At 45.9% G+C, this 14,736-nt stretch carries 9 protein-coding genes; 8 read left to right on the top strand and 1 reads right to left on the bottom strand.

The window, feature by feature from the left end:
- The first annotated feature begins 238 nt into the window (after nt 1–238).
- The 7 genes from QT987_RS04710 to QT987_RS04680 all read left to right on the top strand — a co-directional run bounded on the left by QT987_RS04710 (nt 239) and on the right by QT987_RS04680 (nt 12,345).
- Complete coding sequence (locus QT987_RS04710; RefSeq protein ID WP_333237712.1) at nt 239–2,668, top strand: glycoside hydrolase family 31 protein; 2,430 nt, start codon at nt 239–241, stop codon at nt 2,666–2,668.
- Between the two features lie 96 nt (nt 2,669–2,764).
- Nucleotides 2,765–2,908, top strand: a complete 144-nt coding sequence (locus tag QT987_RS04705; RefSeq protein WP_333102651.1) for a hypothetical protein — start codon at nt 2,765–2,767, stop codon at nt 2,906–2,908.
- A gap of 123 nt (nt 2,909–3,031) precedes the next feature.
- The gene (locus QT987_RS04700) at nt 3,032–5,653 is read left to right on the top strand and encodes a site-specific DNA-methyltransferase (RefSeq protein WP_333237710.1); all 2,622 of its coding nucleotides are present in this window, start codon (nt 3,032–3,034) and stop codon (nt 5,651–5,653) included.
- Nucleotides 5,654–5,747: 94 nt separating this feature from the next.
- Nucleotides 5,748–6,356 (top strand): Uma2 family endonuclease, encoded by a 609-nt coding sequence (locus QT987_RS04695; RefSeq protein WP_333237708.1) that lies wholly within the window; start codon nt 5,748–5,750, stop codon nt 6,354–6,356.
- 171 nt (nt 6,357–6,527) lie between these two features.
- Nucleotides 6,528–9,353, top strand: coding sequence for a BPTD_3080 family restriction endonuclease (locus QT987_RS04690; RefSeq protein WP_333237706.1), 2,826 nt, complete (start codon nt 6,528–6,530; stop codon nt 9,351–9,353).
- Between the two features lie 55 nt (nt 9,354–9,408).
- Nucleotides 9,409–11,274, top strand: coding sequence for an ABC transporter ATP-binding protein (locus QT987_RS04685; protein ID WP_333237704.1), 1,866 nt, complete (start codon nt 9,409–9,411; stop codon nt 11,272–11,274).
- A gap of 474 nt (nt 11,275–11,748) precedes the next feature.
- Complete coding sequence (locus tag QT987_RS04680; RefSeq protein ID WP_333055566.1) at nt 11,749–12,345, top strand: Uma2 family endonuclease; 597 nt, start codon at nt 11,749–11,751, stop codon at nt 12,343–12,345.
- A gap of 213 nt (nt 12,346–12,558) precedes the next feature.
- Here QT987_RS04680 and QT987_RS04675 read toward each other — a convergent pair whose 3' ends face one another.
- Nucleotides 12,559–12,981: a hypothetical protein gene (locus QT987_RS04675; protein ID WP_333055567.1), complete on the bottom strand. Its 423-nt coding sequence runs from the start codon at nt 12,979–12,981 to the stop codon at nt 12,559–12,561.
- Between the two features lie 293 nt (nt 12,982–13,274).
- Between QT987_RS04675 and gnd the strand changes: the two genes are divergently transcribed.
- Nucleotides 13,275–14,729 carry a decarboxylating NADP(+)-dependent phosphogluconate dehydrogenase gene (gnd, locus tag QT987_RS04670; RefSeq protein WP_333237702.1) on the top strand — a complete coding sequence of 485 codons (1,455 nt, stop codon included), beginning with the start codon at nt 13,275–13,277 and terminating at the stop codon, nt 14,727–14,729.
- Nucleotides 14,730–14,736 lie beyond the last annotated feature (7 nt).

Below are 14,736 nucleotides of genomic sequence, written 5' to 3'. Positions count from 1 at the left end.
CCTGATTTAAAATAAAAAATGGTGCAAAGGCTCAGTTATTTTCCACTTAATTTATGGATACCTGTTTCATTTTTTATAGTAGCTTATTCGGCTAGCCACGGTATCGCTGAAGTATATTTCACCGCCTTTGTCCATTTACTTGAAATGCTGACAATTTATATTCTTCCTTTAGCTAGATGACGGCAGTCAAGTGCGGCTTGCACTATCGGTTTACTAATTGCCAATTACCAAATCGTATATGCCGCAATACTTCGGAAATCTCCAAACTACTGAACAGCCTTGGTCAACCATCGGCTCAGTACAATCTATCAATAAGACCGACGATCGCACAATTCACTTTAATTGCGGCGAGATATCCCTAAATATCAGCATCCTCGCACCGAATTTAATCCGAGTGCGAATGTCCCCAAACCCCCCCCAACTAGGGCGGGCACGGGGGCACCGCCCCTACAAGGGGGAGGAAGAAATTATAGACCAACCCCCCCTTAATAAGGGGGGGCTAGGGGGGGTAGAAAGCCGATCGCACTCAATAACAGTCCCTGACGAAGAGTGGGAAATTATACCATTTGAAGTGCGAGAAACAGACGAAAAAATAGAAATTGAAACATCACAAATATTGATTTCCGTAAAGCGCGATCGCGCTGCGATCGAATGCTTTGACAAATCGGGAAAACCCTTTGCTAGCGACTGCGATCGCAGTATGGGATGGCGCGCAGGCGCAACCGCGGGCTGGAAACGCATCGAAGCAGACGAGCACTTCTACGGTTTCGGCGAACGCACCGGCTTTCTCGACAAACTCTCCGAAGTCAAGACAAACTGGACAACCGACTCCCTCGACTACAATTCCCTCACCGATGAAATGTACCAGGCGATCGCATTTTACATCGCCCTGAATCCCGATCGCGCTTACGGCATCTTTTTCAACACGACATTTTGGAGTCAATTCGACATCGGCGCCCAACAACCGGGAGTTTTGCGGATGGAAACCAGAGGCCCGGAACTCGACTACTACATCATTTACGGCCCGGAACCCGCCCAAATTATCGCCACCTACACGCAGTTAACCGGCCGGATGCCGCTTCCGCCAAAATGGGCGCTGGGATACCACCAATGCCGCTGGAGCTACGAATCAGAGGACATTGTGCGCGAGTTGGCGAAGGAATTTCGCGATCGGGCGATTCCCTGCGATGTCATCCACCTCGACATCGACTATATGCGCGGCTACCGCGTTTTTACCTGGAGCCCGAAGCGTTTCCCCGATCCCGCGAAACTGATCGCAGACTTGAAAGCAGCGGGTTTTAAGGTTGTCACGATAGTCGATCCCGGTGTCAAGTACGAACCGGAAGCAGATTATGAAATATTCGATGAGGGTGTAGAAAATGACTATTTCGTCCGCACCGCAGAGGGAAAGCTATTCCACGGTTACGTTTGGCCGGACAAAGCGGTGTTTCCCGACTTCCTGCGGCCGGAGGTGCGGCAGTGGTGGGGCGAATTGCACAAAACCCTGACAGATATTGGGATTGCGGGGATTTGGAACGACATGAACGAACCTGCGATCGCCGAACGGCCTTTTGGTGACGGCGGCGAACACATCAGCTTTCCCCTGGATGCACCGCAAGGCCCGGAATCCGATCGCACAACTCACGCGGAAACGCACAATTTGTACGGTTTAATGATGGCGAAAGCTTGTGCTGAGGGGCTGCAAAAAGTGCGATCGAGCGATCGATCTTTTGTGCTGACGCGATCGGGTTTTGCGGGCGTTCAGCGTTACTCGTCGGTATGGATGGGCGACAATCAATCGCAGTGGGAACACTTAGAAATGTCGCTACCAATGCTTTGCAATATGGGGCTTTCCGGCGTGGCGTTTGTCGGTTGCGACATCGGCGGTTTTGCGGGGAATGCAACCGCTGAACTGTTCGCGCGGTGGATGCAGGTGGGGATGCTGTATCCCTTGATGCGCGGTCATTCGGCGATGAGTACGGCGCAGCACGAACCCTGGGTTTTTGGCGATCGCACTGAGAAGATTTGCCGCGAATACATCAATTTGCGCTATCAGTTGTTGCCTTATATTTACACGTTGTTTTGGGAAGCTGCGACGACGGGAACACCGATTTTGCGACCGCTACTATATCAATTTCCGCGCGATCGGGCAACTTATCACCTTTACGATCAAGTATTACTCGGCCCGTCGCTGATGGCTGCACCTGTTTACCGCCCCGGAGTTGAACACCGCGCCGTGTATTTGCCGGAGGGTACTTGGTACGATTGGTGGACGGGCGAATGCTATCAGGGCCCGATGCACATTTTAGCTTATGCACCTTTGGAGAGAATGCCGCTTTACGTGCGGGGTGGGGGCATAATTGCGATCGCACCTGTGAGGCAATTTGTCAGCGAGGAACCGCTTGAGTCATTAAAAATGCGAATTTGGCCCGGAAGCGGTGAATGGACGCTTTATGAGGACGATGGACACAGTTTTGAACATGAAAAAGGGGTGTGGTCTACGACTAATTACAAGGTGTATTTTGAAGGGGAAAAAACCATCGTTGAAATTGCCGCGCGCGAGGGTCAATTTTTGATATCTGAACGCGAAGTTATTGTGGAAGTTGTTGGCGTTGGCGAACAGCGATTTACAGATGACGGTACGGTGCGGCGTTTGACATTTGGATAACTTTGGCATCATATCAAATCCGGTAGCATCGGAATTATTCATCTCTGTATTCTCTCCCTCTGCGTTCTCTGCGCCCTCTGCGGTTAAATCATTCCGATGCAACCGGAAACGATATCAAGCGGTTTATGCTATGGTGGGATTCATTCAGGGCGATCGCTCGATCTGGTAGAGTTTGAGATGGAAAGGGCGATCGTATCCCTCGATCGAGCGATCGCCTGTGATTCCATTGTGGCTAGATAAAATTCATTTCAAGAATAGCCAAGATATTAGCAGACTAGAGCAATCCCAAAAAACATCTAACAAATTTGGCAAAGGTGTGGCATAAAGTGTAAGGTAAAGGTTTTGAGGGTATAAGGAAGTCGTATGGCGAGGCAAAAGAAACCTGACCAAAGAGCGATCGGGCAGTACAACCACGAAAACCAACAACGAGTCAATAACCCACCCGTCGGACTGGTTACGCCAGACACCGATCCAGATGGGGATAGCAAACAATATGCCTACGATCCTCACCTTGACCCTCAGTTAGTTTGGGCTGGCAAAGCAGAACATACTAGCTTTGAAGTCCCTACAGTCTCGCTACACGTTCACGAACGCATCGATCCGCGCAGCATTATTGAAGCAGTGCGGAAGCAAAATCAAAGTCAGGGTGTACAGTTATCTCTGTTTGAAACAGCAGAAGAAAATCCACCGATTCGACAGGCGATCGAATTTTACAAGCACAAGCATAATTGGAGTAACCGCTTAGTTGCTGGAGACTCGCTTTTAGTCATGAATTCCCTATTAGAAAAAGAGGGAATGGCTGGACAAGTACAGATGATTTATTTCGATCCGCCCTATGGGATTAAATATGGTTCAAATTTTCAGCCGTTTGTGAATAAGCGGGATGTGAAAGATGGGAAAGATGAGGATTTGACTCAAGAACCGGAAACGATTAAAGCATTTCGGGATACTTGGGAATTGGGGATTCATTCTTATTTGACTTATTTAAGAGATAGATTGTTGTTAGCGAGAGAGTTGCTGTCGGAAACTGGCAGTGTTTTTGTCCAAATTTCCAGTGATAATCTGCATTTTGTTAGATGTTTGATGGATGAGGTTTTTGGCCTAAACAACTTTATGAGTTTAATATCTTATACGACAACAGGAGGCTTTGAAACATCCTCTTTAAGTCGTGTAGGAGATTATATTATTTGGTACTCTAAAAGTAAAGAAATTAAGTATTATCAGTTATTTTTTGAAAAAACATCAACAACTTTAAAAGGTGGCGATTACCGATATTTAGAACTATTAGATGGCACTCGCCGCCTAATGACTCAAAAAGAGCGAGAGGGTATGGAATCTCTGCCCAAAGGTTCTAAAGTGTTCAGGCTAGATAATACTACCAGTCAAGGGTCAGCTTCAGATCCACAACCTTTTAACTTTGAAAATAAAACTTATCATCCCCGCGCCGGAAGTCATTGGAAAGCAAAATATCCTGATGGAATGGAACAATTAAAAATAGCAAAAAGATTATTTAGTCGTGAAGGTAGTTTAGCTTACATAAGATGTCTAGATGATTTCCCCGTCATCCGATTAACAAATATTTGGACAGATACTTCGGTAGCAGGTACACCCGAAGGAAAGTTATTTGTTGTTCAAACGAATCCAAAGGTTATTGAACGTTGCCTTTTAATGACCACCGATCCAGGTGACTTAGTTCTCGACATCACCTGCGGTAGCGGCACAACAGCCTACGTTGCCGAACAATGGGGACGCAGATGGATAACCTGCGATACCTCAAGAGTAGCAATCACCCTAGCCAAACAAAGGTTAATGACCGCCACCTTTGACTATTATAAACTAGCAAATTCCCAGGAAGGCGTAGGCAGTGGTTTTAAATACAAAACCGTCCCTCACATCACCCTCAAATCTATTGCCAATAACCCCGAAATTCGGGAAGGCATGAACCGCATAGAAATCGAACAAGCTATTAATAAATATGCCGACCAAGAAACCCTCTACGACCAACCTTTATTAGATAAATCCAGAGCCAGAGTTACAGGCCCATTTACAGTTGAAGCAGTCCCCGCCCCCATAGTCAAACCTATTGATGATGTTATCAATCCACCCGTTGCTGACCAATCAATTGCCCGTTCTGGCGAAACTCTGCGGCAATCAGAATGGCGTGATGAAATGCTAAAAACAGGAATTCGCGGTAAAAACGGGCAATACATCCTGTTTTCGCGAGTCGAAGCTTTACCCGGTACTCGCTGGCTTCATGCCGATGCCGAAACTAAACCTAACGATTTGGGAGCCAATACCGTCAAAGAATCTGGCGGCACTTATGATAAAGCGATGCGAGTTGTGATTTCTTTCGGGCCAGAACACGCACCCCTAGAACAACGCCAAGTCACTCAAGCTATTGAAGAAGCACAAACTTTAGTACCCAAACCTAAATTAATTATCTTTGCCGCCTTCCAGTTTGACCCTGAAGCGGCCAAAGACATCGACGAAACCAACTGGCCGGGTGTCACGCTTCTGAAAGCACAAATGAACATGGATATGCAGACAGAAGACCTTAAGAAAAAACGCGCTAGTAACGATAGCTTCTGGCTGATGGGTCAACCCGATGTCGCCCTGCGCCGCATTGATAAAGACGAAAATAAAGATAAGTGGGAAGTCGAAGTTTTTGGCTTCGATTATTACAACACCAAGACTGGAAATATCGAGTCTGGCAGCGTTGAAAAAATTGCCGTATGGATGTTAGATACCGATTATGATGGCAGAAGCGTTTTCCCGCGTCAGGTTTTCTTCCCGATGGCAGGAGAAAAAGATGCTTGGTCGCGTCTAGCCCGCAATTTGAAAGCCGAAATTGACGAGGATTTAATTGAGTCCTATCAAGGGACTGTCTCGTTGCCCTTTGAAATCGGCGAGTATCAGCGCGTTGCTGTCAAAATTGTGGACGATAGAGGCATTGAGAGTTTGAAAATTATTCGGTTAACGGCATGATTTTCATTATTTATCCTACTCAAATTCGGAGCCAACAAGTCGGAATAATAATTTTCCATAAAGGATGATTAAGCTATTTATAAGAGGTTCTGCCATGATTCAAGCTATATCCAAGTTAATGACTTTTGATGAGTTTCTGGAATGGAAACCAGAAAACGGACGGTACGAACTACATAACGGAGTTATTGTTGAAATGCCAAATCCAACTGGTAAACATTCAGCCAGCGCCGGTTTTCAGGCGTTCGAGTTGGGTTTAGAAATCAGGCGACTAAAACTTCCTTACTTTATTCCCAAGGAATGTACAATTAAATTTAGCGATAACTCGGGCTACGATCCCGATGTAATTGTATTAGATAAACAAGCCGTAGCAGCCAATGAGTCTCGATGGGAAAGAGAATCAGTTATTACTCACGGAGATTCCGTAAAATTAGTGGTTGAAGTGGTCAGCACAAATTGGCGTGATGATTATGCCCACAAAATGATTGATTATGAAGCATTAGGCATTCCTGAATATTGGATTGTAGATTATTTGGGTTTAGGTGGTAGCCGTTATATTGGTTCTCCGAAACAGCCTACTTTATCAGTTTATCAGTTAGTAGATGGTGAGTATCAAATTAAGCTGTTTCGGGGAGATAAAAGGGTTGAATCAGCGGTATTCCCAGAGTTGAATTTGACCGCAAACCAAATTTTTAATGGTGGGTAATTATTCAGACTATAAATCTTATTTAGGACTTGCACACGGGGTGTGAGAAACCGGGTTTCTTGTCAGAGGATGACGCTGAAAGCTAGGTTTTAGTCAAGAAACCCGGTTTCTTTGATTTTTTACTATACCATCAACTCAAATTGAATAAAAAAAATTAACCTAGCAAAAATTATGTCATCACAAACTAAAATTAATCAACTAATCATTAATTCTCCCTACAAAGAACCCCAACAATATTGGCACTACGATCGCACTTCTCGCCTGTTTAATCTTGCAGAAGGAAGAAGACCCGCAGGTTATATCATTGCTTCGGAAAGCTCCAAAACCTTCGACGATCCAGGCAAATTTGTCGAAATTCCTCTAGTTAACCAAATCCGTCCCCGCGTCAAAGCTTGGGGCAATGAGGGACACCCCGGCGTTACAGGCGTTACCAAACGTCTGCTAGAACACTGGCACAACTCCGAAGAACGGGACTTTCCCTTCTTTTTCTGTCAGTTAGAAGCCATAGAAACCCTAATCTGGCTAACAGAATCCCCCGCGTCTGAAAAAGTTGGTATCGACATTCCTTCCGATGGGGGAAACTTCAAACGCCTCTGTTCCAAAATGGCAACAGGTTCCGGCAAAACCATCGTCATGGCGATGTTAATTGCATGGCAAATCCTGAATAAAGTTACCTATCCCCAAGACTCCCGCTTTTCCAAAGCTATTTTTGTCATAGCCCCCGGACTTACAGTTAAGAATCGTCTGCAAGTTCTGCTTCCCTCTGCTGAAAATAGCTACTACGAAATTTTCAATATAGTTCCTCTGGGCTTATTCGATCAACTTCGTCAAGGCAAAGTTTTAATTCGTAACTGGCACGCCCTCAATTGGGAAACTGAGGAACAAATTAAAAAGAAAAAAGGAGTTGATAAACGTGGTGCAAAAAGTAATGAAGCCTACGCAAGGGAGGTTTTAGGTGAACTTGGCAACTCCAGCAACATAGTTGTCATCAACGACGAAGCACACCACGCATGGCGCATTCCTGCTGAATCCAAAGTTAAAGGTGTCAGCAAAGAAGACTTAGATGAGGCAACTAAGTGGGTTGGTGGGTGCGATCGTATCCACCAAGCTAGAAAAATCCTCACCTGCTTTGACTTCTCCGCCACACCCTTCGCCCCGTCTGGTAAAAAGAGTTCAGAAGAAGCTTTATTTGGCTGGATTGTCAGTGATTTTGGCTTAAATGATGCGATCGAATCTGGCTTAGTCAAGACTCCCCGCGTTGTGATTCGCGACGATGCAAGACTCAACGTGCAAGATTTCAAATCCCGTCTTTACCATCTTTATCGAGATCCAGAAGTTTACGATGATGTAAATCGTAAAGCCAAGCCCAATGAATCGCTTCCTGATTTGCTCAACAACGGCTACCTCTTACTCGGAAAAGATTGGCTGGAAACTGCGAAAGCATGGAAAGAATCTGGGCATAAAGTTCCACCAGCAATGATTTCGATCGCCAACCGTACCGAAACTGCTGCCCGAATCAAATATGCCTTTGACCATAACAAAATTCAGGTCGAAGAACTCTGCATTCCAGAATACACCTTACACATAGATTCTAACGTTCTGAAAATGGCAGAATCCCAAGAGGAAAGCACTGAGATCCAAGACACAAACCCTGAGACTGCCGAAGATGATAACTCAGATGATGAGCCTATTCGCAAACTTTCTAAGAAAGAACAGGCAGAACTTTTACGGCAAATGGTGGATACGGTTGGTCAAGTTGGGAAGCCTGGGGAACAGATTCAAAATGTCATCTCAGTTGGGATGCTGTCTGAAGGCTGGGACGCTAAAACTGTAACGCATATTATGGGGATTCGCGCATTCACCAGCCAACTTCTCTGCGAACAAGTCGTAGGTAGAGGTTTACGGAGAACTACTTACGACATCAACCCAGAAACAAACCTACTTGAAGCCGAATATGTTAATATTTTTGGTGTTCCTTTTACCTTTCTTCCCCACGAATCCGATGAAGGAACTCCGCCTCCGCCCCCTACTCCTAAAACTGAAATTAAACCCGATCCAGAAAAGCAGCAGTTTGAAATAAGCTTTCCCAATATCGTCCGCATTGATTACATTTATAAACCCGAACTCAAACTCGATTTGAGTCAGGTTAAGCCTTTGAAGTTAAATGCCTCTGACAATATTACCCTAGCAGACCTCGCTCCGAGTGTCGATGGCAAACCCGATGTCACGAAAATAAAGGCGATCGACCTCGAAGATTTAGGTCGAAAACAGCGGATGCAAAAAATCACTTTTGAGGTTGCTAGAGATATTTTCGATCAGATGAAACCCGGCTGGAAAGGTAATCGAGAATACTTACTAGCAAAACTGATTCAATTAGTCGAACAATTCATCCACTCAGATTTTATCCAAATTACTCCGCCATTATTCAATCGAGACGAAATTCGACGGCGTATCCTGATCACTCTTAATATGAGAAAAGTCGTTGAACACATCTGGAACGCTATTTATTTAGAAAATACAGAAAGAATTGAACCAGTTTTCGATCCAGTTCATCCAATCCGATCTACAGGTGATATGCGTTCCTGGTACACAGGTAAACCTTGTGATTACACTCGTAAATCTCACATCAACTGCTGCGTCTTTGACAGTACATGGGAAGCCAGCGAAGCCTACGAACTCGATCGAGAAAGAAACGATCATATTGTAGATGCTTGGGTGAAAAACGATCACCTTGGATTTGAGATTCTCTATATTTTTGGCGGAGTTGTTCGGAAATATCGCCCCGACTTTATAGTTCGTCTGAAAAATGGCAATTTTTTGATTCTAGAAACTAAAGGAAAACAAACTCGTCAAGATGAGGCTAAATGGGTATTTCTCGATCAGTGGATTAAAGCTGTTAACCAGCATGGTGGTTTTGGTCATTGGCAGTATGATGTATCCACAAATCCGGCTGATGTTCGATTAATCTTGGAAAAAGCTGCATTTCAGTTGAGATAAAGTTACTATAATATACCATCCGGGGATGAGTAGACCCGACACCTACCCACAAATAATGCAACCCATCCAAATTACCACATTCCAAGCTTTGTGGCGCAGCCTCGGCCTGATAATCAAAGCCGCACCAATAGAACTCCGCCATTTAATAATACTCAACATTATCAGCGGTGCGGCCCCATCTGCCGTGCTTTTTTTAGATAAATTAATCATTGATGAAGTATCTCGGTTGCTGTCGCAAACCCAAACAGCACAGCCCCTTGCTTTGATGCTTTCCCGGCCAATATTGCTGTGGAGTATTGCCGGAGTCTTAAGTCTCAAGTTAGTCGGCGATGCCCTAGACACAATGAACTCTTTTGTGGCGACATCTTTGCGCGATCGCGTTCAAGGCTTTGTCGAAGGAAAAGTCCTCGAAAAAGTCGCCAATTTCGACGATATTGCCCTGTTTGAAAACCCGGAACTATTAAATATAGTAGAACTCGCAAAAACCGGAGTATTCAAAATACAGCAACTAGCATTTACCATCAGCATGACCATCACGGGAATTTTTATATTTATTCCATCGATAGGCCTTGCTGCTGCAATAGCTTGGTGGGTGCCAGTGGTGATGTTGATTTCATCCTGTCCCTCAATTTACATCCAAAGAAAATATAGCAAAATCATCTGGAGAGTTCAAAGAAAGCAAGCTAAAATCAGCCGCGAGATGAACTTGTCCGCTAGAGTCCTGACGGGCGAAGAATATGCTAAAGAATTGCGTTTGTTTGGCTTGCAGGAACTTTGGCTCAAACGCTGGCAGGAGCAGTTTTTGCAATTTTTTAGCGAGATGCAGCAAATCCGAAAAAAAGGAGCAATTGTTTTACTTTTGTGGTCAGTGTTTAGTAGAATCGGAGTAGCTTTGCCCTTTGTTTATGTGGTAATGGGAGCTTTGGGAGGGCGCTATACTTTGGGAGATTTGGCGCTGTATTCGGGTTTGATTGTTCAGGTGGAGCAAAGTTTGCAGTTACTTATAGGCAATTATGCTAATTTGTACGATATTTCCCTCGGTGTTACTCCGATTTTTCAACTTTTGGAACTCAAACCAGAATTGCAGTCTCCGCTTGGAGATGTAGCATCTCGCCTGCCTAGTTTACCAGAAGACGGGCTAGATGCCTGCCCCACAAAAGATAAAATTGGCATCGAGATTAAGCATTTATCTTTCTGTTATCCCGGTAGCAATAAAAGCACGATCGCAAATATCGACTTAACCATTAATCCGGGTGAAATGCTAGTGCTTGTTGGTGAAAATGGCGCGGGTAAAACCACCCTTGGCAAACTGCTCGGCAGACTGTACGATCCGACAAGCGGTACGATCGACTGGAACGGCAAAGATTTGCGATCGTACTCTCTAGCATACGTGCGATCGCGCATCGCCGTCGTCATGCAAGATTACGCCCGTTTCCCCTCCACAGTTCGCGAAAACGTCGGTTTCGGCGACTTGCTTTCACTCTCAGATGACACCGCAATTAATGAAGCTATTTCCGAAGCAGGAATTAGCGCCAAAGTAAATAGTCTTTCCGCAGGTTTAGAGACTCCGTTGGGGAAACAATTAGAAGACGGCATAGACTTATCGGGGGGACAGTGGCAAAGAATTGCGATCGCCCGCGCCTTAATGCGGCTTTCTACAGCCGAAGTGCTCATTTTTGACGAACCAACCGCCGCCCTCGACCCCAAGACAGAACACGAAATTTACAGCATCTTCCGCCAAATAGCCGCCGGGAAAACAACCATAGTCATCAGTCACAGATTGGGCTTAGCAAAAATTGCCGATCGCATCGCCGTCATGGAAAACGGTAAAATAGCAGAAATAGGAACTCACGACGAATTGATAGCATCAAACGGAATTTACTGCTCAATGTTCACCCGTCAAGCTAGCAGCTATATTTAGAATTAAACAAACAGTCCGCCAGGGGTTTTAACCCCTGTCTCATAGCAAAAGTCGGTTGAAACCGACTGAGGAGATATTGCAATGCTTGTTCAAAAATGTGTCTTTCAGTCCTCTTTGAGAGGACTTTTGCTATGAGACGGGGGTTTTCAACCCCCGGCGGACTTGTGGGTTAGCGTGGGGAATTAAGCGCGGGTGATTGCGATCGATTATCGCGGATTTGCGCTCTAATTTCTCTCGTTAGGTGGCGAGAAACCGAGTTTCTGCGACAAGTTTCAGTTGAGTACGAGAAATATCGGAAGAAACCCGGTTCCTGGGATTAGCTGCGTGGCGAGAAACCGGGTTTCTGCGACAATTTTCCGCCTCGCACGAGAAATATCGAAAGAAACCCGGTTTCTGAGCGTGCGATCTTTTTGAGAAAATTGTCAGAAAGTGCGAGTTATAATAAAACCAAGCTAGTTGGCGATAATATCAACGATGGAAACTATAACTCTCAACCTACCTGCATCCGTCGCTTTAACCGACGAACAATTTTATCAATTGTCCATCGCTAATGAAGAGTGGCGATTAGAACAAACCCCCGAAGGAGAACTAATTATTATGCCTCCAACAGGCGGCGAAAGCGGCATCAGAAATTCGGATCTCAACCTGGGACTCGGTTTGTGGAATCGTCAGACTCGATTGGGAAAAGTCTTTGACTCTTCCACTATCTTTCAATTACCCAACGGTGCGAAGCGTTCCCCTGATGCTGCTTGGGTACTCCTAGAACGTTGGGAAGCATTATCCGCAGAAGATAAGCGCAAATTTCCTCCCCTGTGCCCGGACTTTGTAATAGAATTGCGTTCGCAAAGTGATTCCCTAGAAACATTGCGGGCTAAAATGCGGTATTATCGAACTAACGGCTGTCGCTTAGGTTGGCTAATTGACCCCCAAACGCCTTTAGTAGAAATCTATCGCTTGTCTGAAGATGTAGCAGAAGTGATTAATTTCTCTTTTGACCAACCGCCTACACTTTCGGGTGAAGATGTACTTCCCGGATTTCTTCTAGATATTACACCTATTCTCAATCCTTGAATCTAGATCGAGAACTGTCGCCCAAGTTGCGAAAAACCGGGTTTCTGCGACAATTTTTGGTTGAGTACGAGAGATATAGGAAGAAACCCGGTTTTTGGGATTAACTGCGTGGCGAGAAACCGGGTTTCTGCGACAATTTTTGGTTGAGTACGAGAGATATAGGAAGAAACCCGGTTTCTGAGATTCTTGTGCCTCCAAAAAGTCGATCGCAAATTATCTCCCCGTCAACGTATCCGCATAAGGATCGGGCAAAGCTTGCTGCACCTCCAAAAGCGGCAAAGGATCTCCAGTCAACGGTTGGCTAATCAAATTTTTTTTTACCCCATCCCCCTTGCGATCGCGCTCTTGCAAATGCGATAATTCCTCTTGATAAACCGCAAGAATTCGCGCCAAACTCGCCGCCAAATCATCCCAATTCTCATCTCCTCCCAACTTCTCAGAAATTCCCTCAAATAACTCTCCCGCTTGCCTTTTTTGAACATAAGCTTTCAAAAGCTTTCCCGACTTTTGCAAAACGGCCTGATAAATATCCCCATCAGACCACCACAGCCCCTGTTGACTCAGCAGCCAAGTCAAAATATACTCGCGAGCGTGTTGCTCCTTCACCCAGGCCGCGAGATACTGCAAATCTTCCATAGTTACAACAGTCTCCTCAATTTTCCTCAAAATGTCCGCTTGTTTGTATCTACCGTTACCGCGATCGACATAATACCTGCCTTATCATCACCTGTCGGCGTCATTAATATCCCTTAAATCTTAAAAAAACCCTACTGATTTACCAAACAGCAATTCTGAGAATATAAAAATAAACCTAAACCTCCTAGGTCTATTGTCCAATACTTTTAGTCCACCGGAAAGCGGTACACCCCGCCTCGCTTTCCTCTCTCGCAAACCTATCATCAAGCGGGAACAACCAGCGGGTTATTAGCATGACAAAGCAAAATTTTGGTTTAATCGGTCTAGCAGTGATGGGCGAAAACCTAGCGCTCAACGTCGAAAGCAGAGGCTTCTCCGTGGCTGTATACAACCGCACCGCAGCCAAAACCGACGACTTCATGGCCAAGCGCGCCCCCGGCAAGAACATTGTAGCCGCCAAGACTCTGACAGAATTCGTCGATATCCTAGAAACCCCGCGCAGAATCTTAGTCATGGTGCAAGCTGGGAAACCCGTAGATGCAGTCATCGACCAGCTCAAACCCATGCTGTCACCGGGCGACATGATTATTGACGGCGGCAACTCGCTCTACGACGACACCGAACGCCGCACCAAAGATTTAGAATCGATCGGACTGGGATTTGTCGGCATGGGCATCAGCGGTGGCGAAGAAGGCGCGCTGAATGGTGCTAGCTTGATGCCCGGTGGCACCCGCACTGCTTACGGCCTACTAGAGCCAATTCTCACCAAAATTGCGGCTCAAGTAGATGACGGCCCCTGCGTCACATTCATCGGCCCTGGTGGCGCTGGCCACTACGTGAAGATGGTTCACAACGGCATTGAGTACGGTGATATGCAGCTCATTGCTGAAGCCTACGATTTGCTCAAAAACGTTGGTGGATTGAACGGCCAGCAGTTGCAGGAAGTTTTTGCCGAATGGAATACCACAGACGAGCTCAACTCGTTTTTGATTGAAATTACGGCTAACATTTTCAAGTACATTGACCCGGAAACTAAGCAACCCTTAGTTGAGGTAATTATGGACGCAGCCGGTCAAAAAGGCACCGGCCGCTGGACTGTAATGAGTGCTTTGGAATTGGGCGTGAGCATTCCCACAATTATCGCTGCTGTGAATGCCCGAATCATGTCTTCTTACAAAGACGAGCGTATCAACGCTTCCCAAGAACTTACGGGGCCTAGCGGCAAGTACGAAGGCGATACTAAAGAGTTTGTGAACAAAGTCCGGGATGCGCTTTACTGCTCGAAGATTTGCTCCTACGCTCAAGGCATGGCGCTGTTGAGCGCGGCATCGAAGTCGTACAACTATGACTTGAGTTTGAGCGAAATTTCCCGAATTTGGAAGGGTGGCTGTATTATTCGGGCTGGCTTTTTGGACAAGATTAAAACAGCTTTCAAAGACGACCCCACGTTGCCGAATTTGCTGTTAGCGCCGGAGTTCAAACAGAGCATTCTCGATCGCCAATCAGCTTGGCGAGACGTGTTAGCTACTGCTTGCCAACTGGGGATTGCAGTGCCAGCCTTTAGCGCCTCGCTGGATTATTTCGACAGCTACCGACGCGAAAGATTGCCGCAAAACCTCACGCAAGCTCAGCGTGATTATTTTGGGGCTCACACCTACGAACGCACCGACAAACCGCGCGGTGAATTCTTCCACTCCGAGTGGACGCAGACTGCTAAAGAGTCGCTGCAAACCGGTACTACGGACTAATTAATTT

It is taken from the genome of Microcoleus sp. SVA1B4 (genome assembly GCF_036700545.1).
Taxonomy (GTDB): Bacteria; Cyanobacteriota; Cyanobacteriia; order Cyanobacteriales; family Microcoleaceae; genus Microcoleus.
This window is presented reverse-complemented; position numbering and strand designations above follow the sequence as displayed.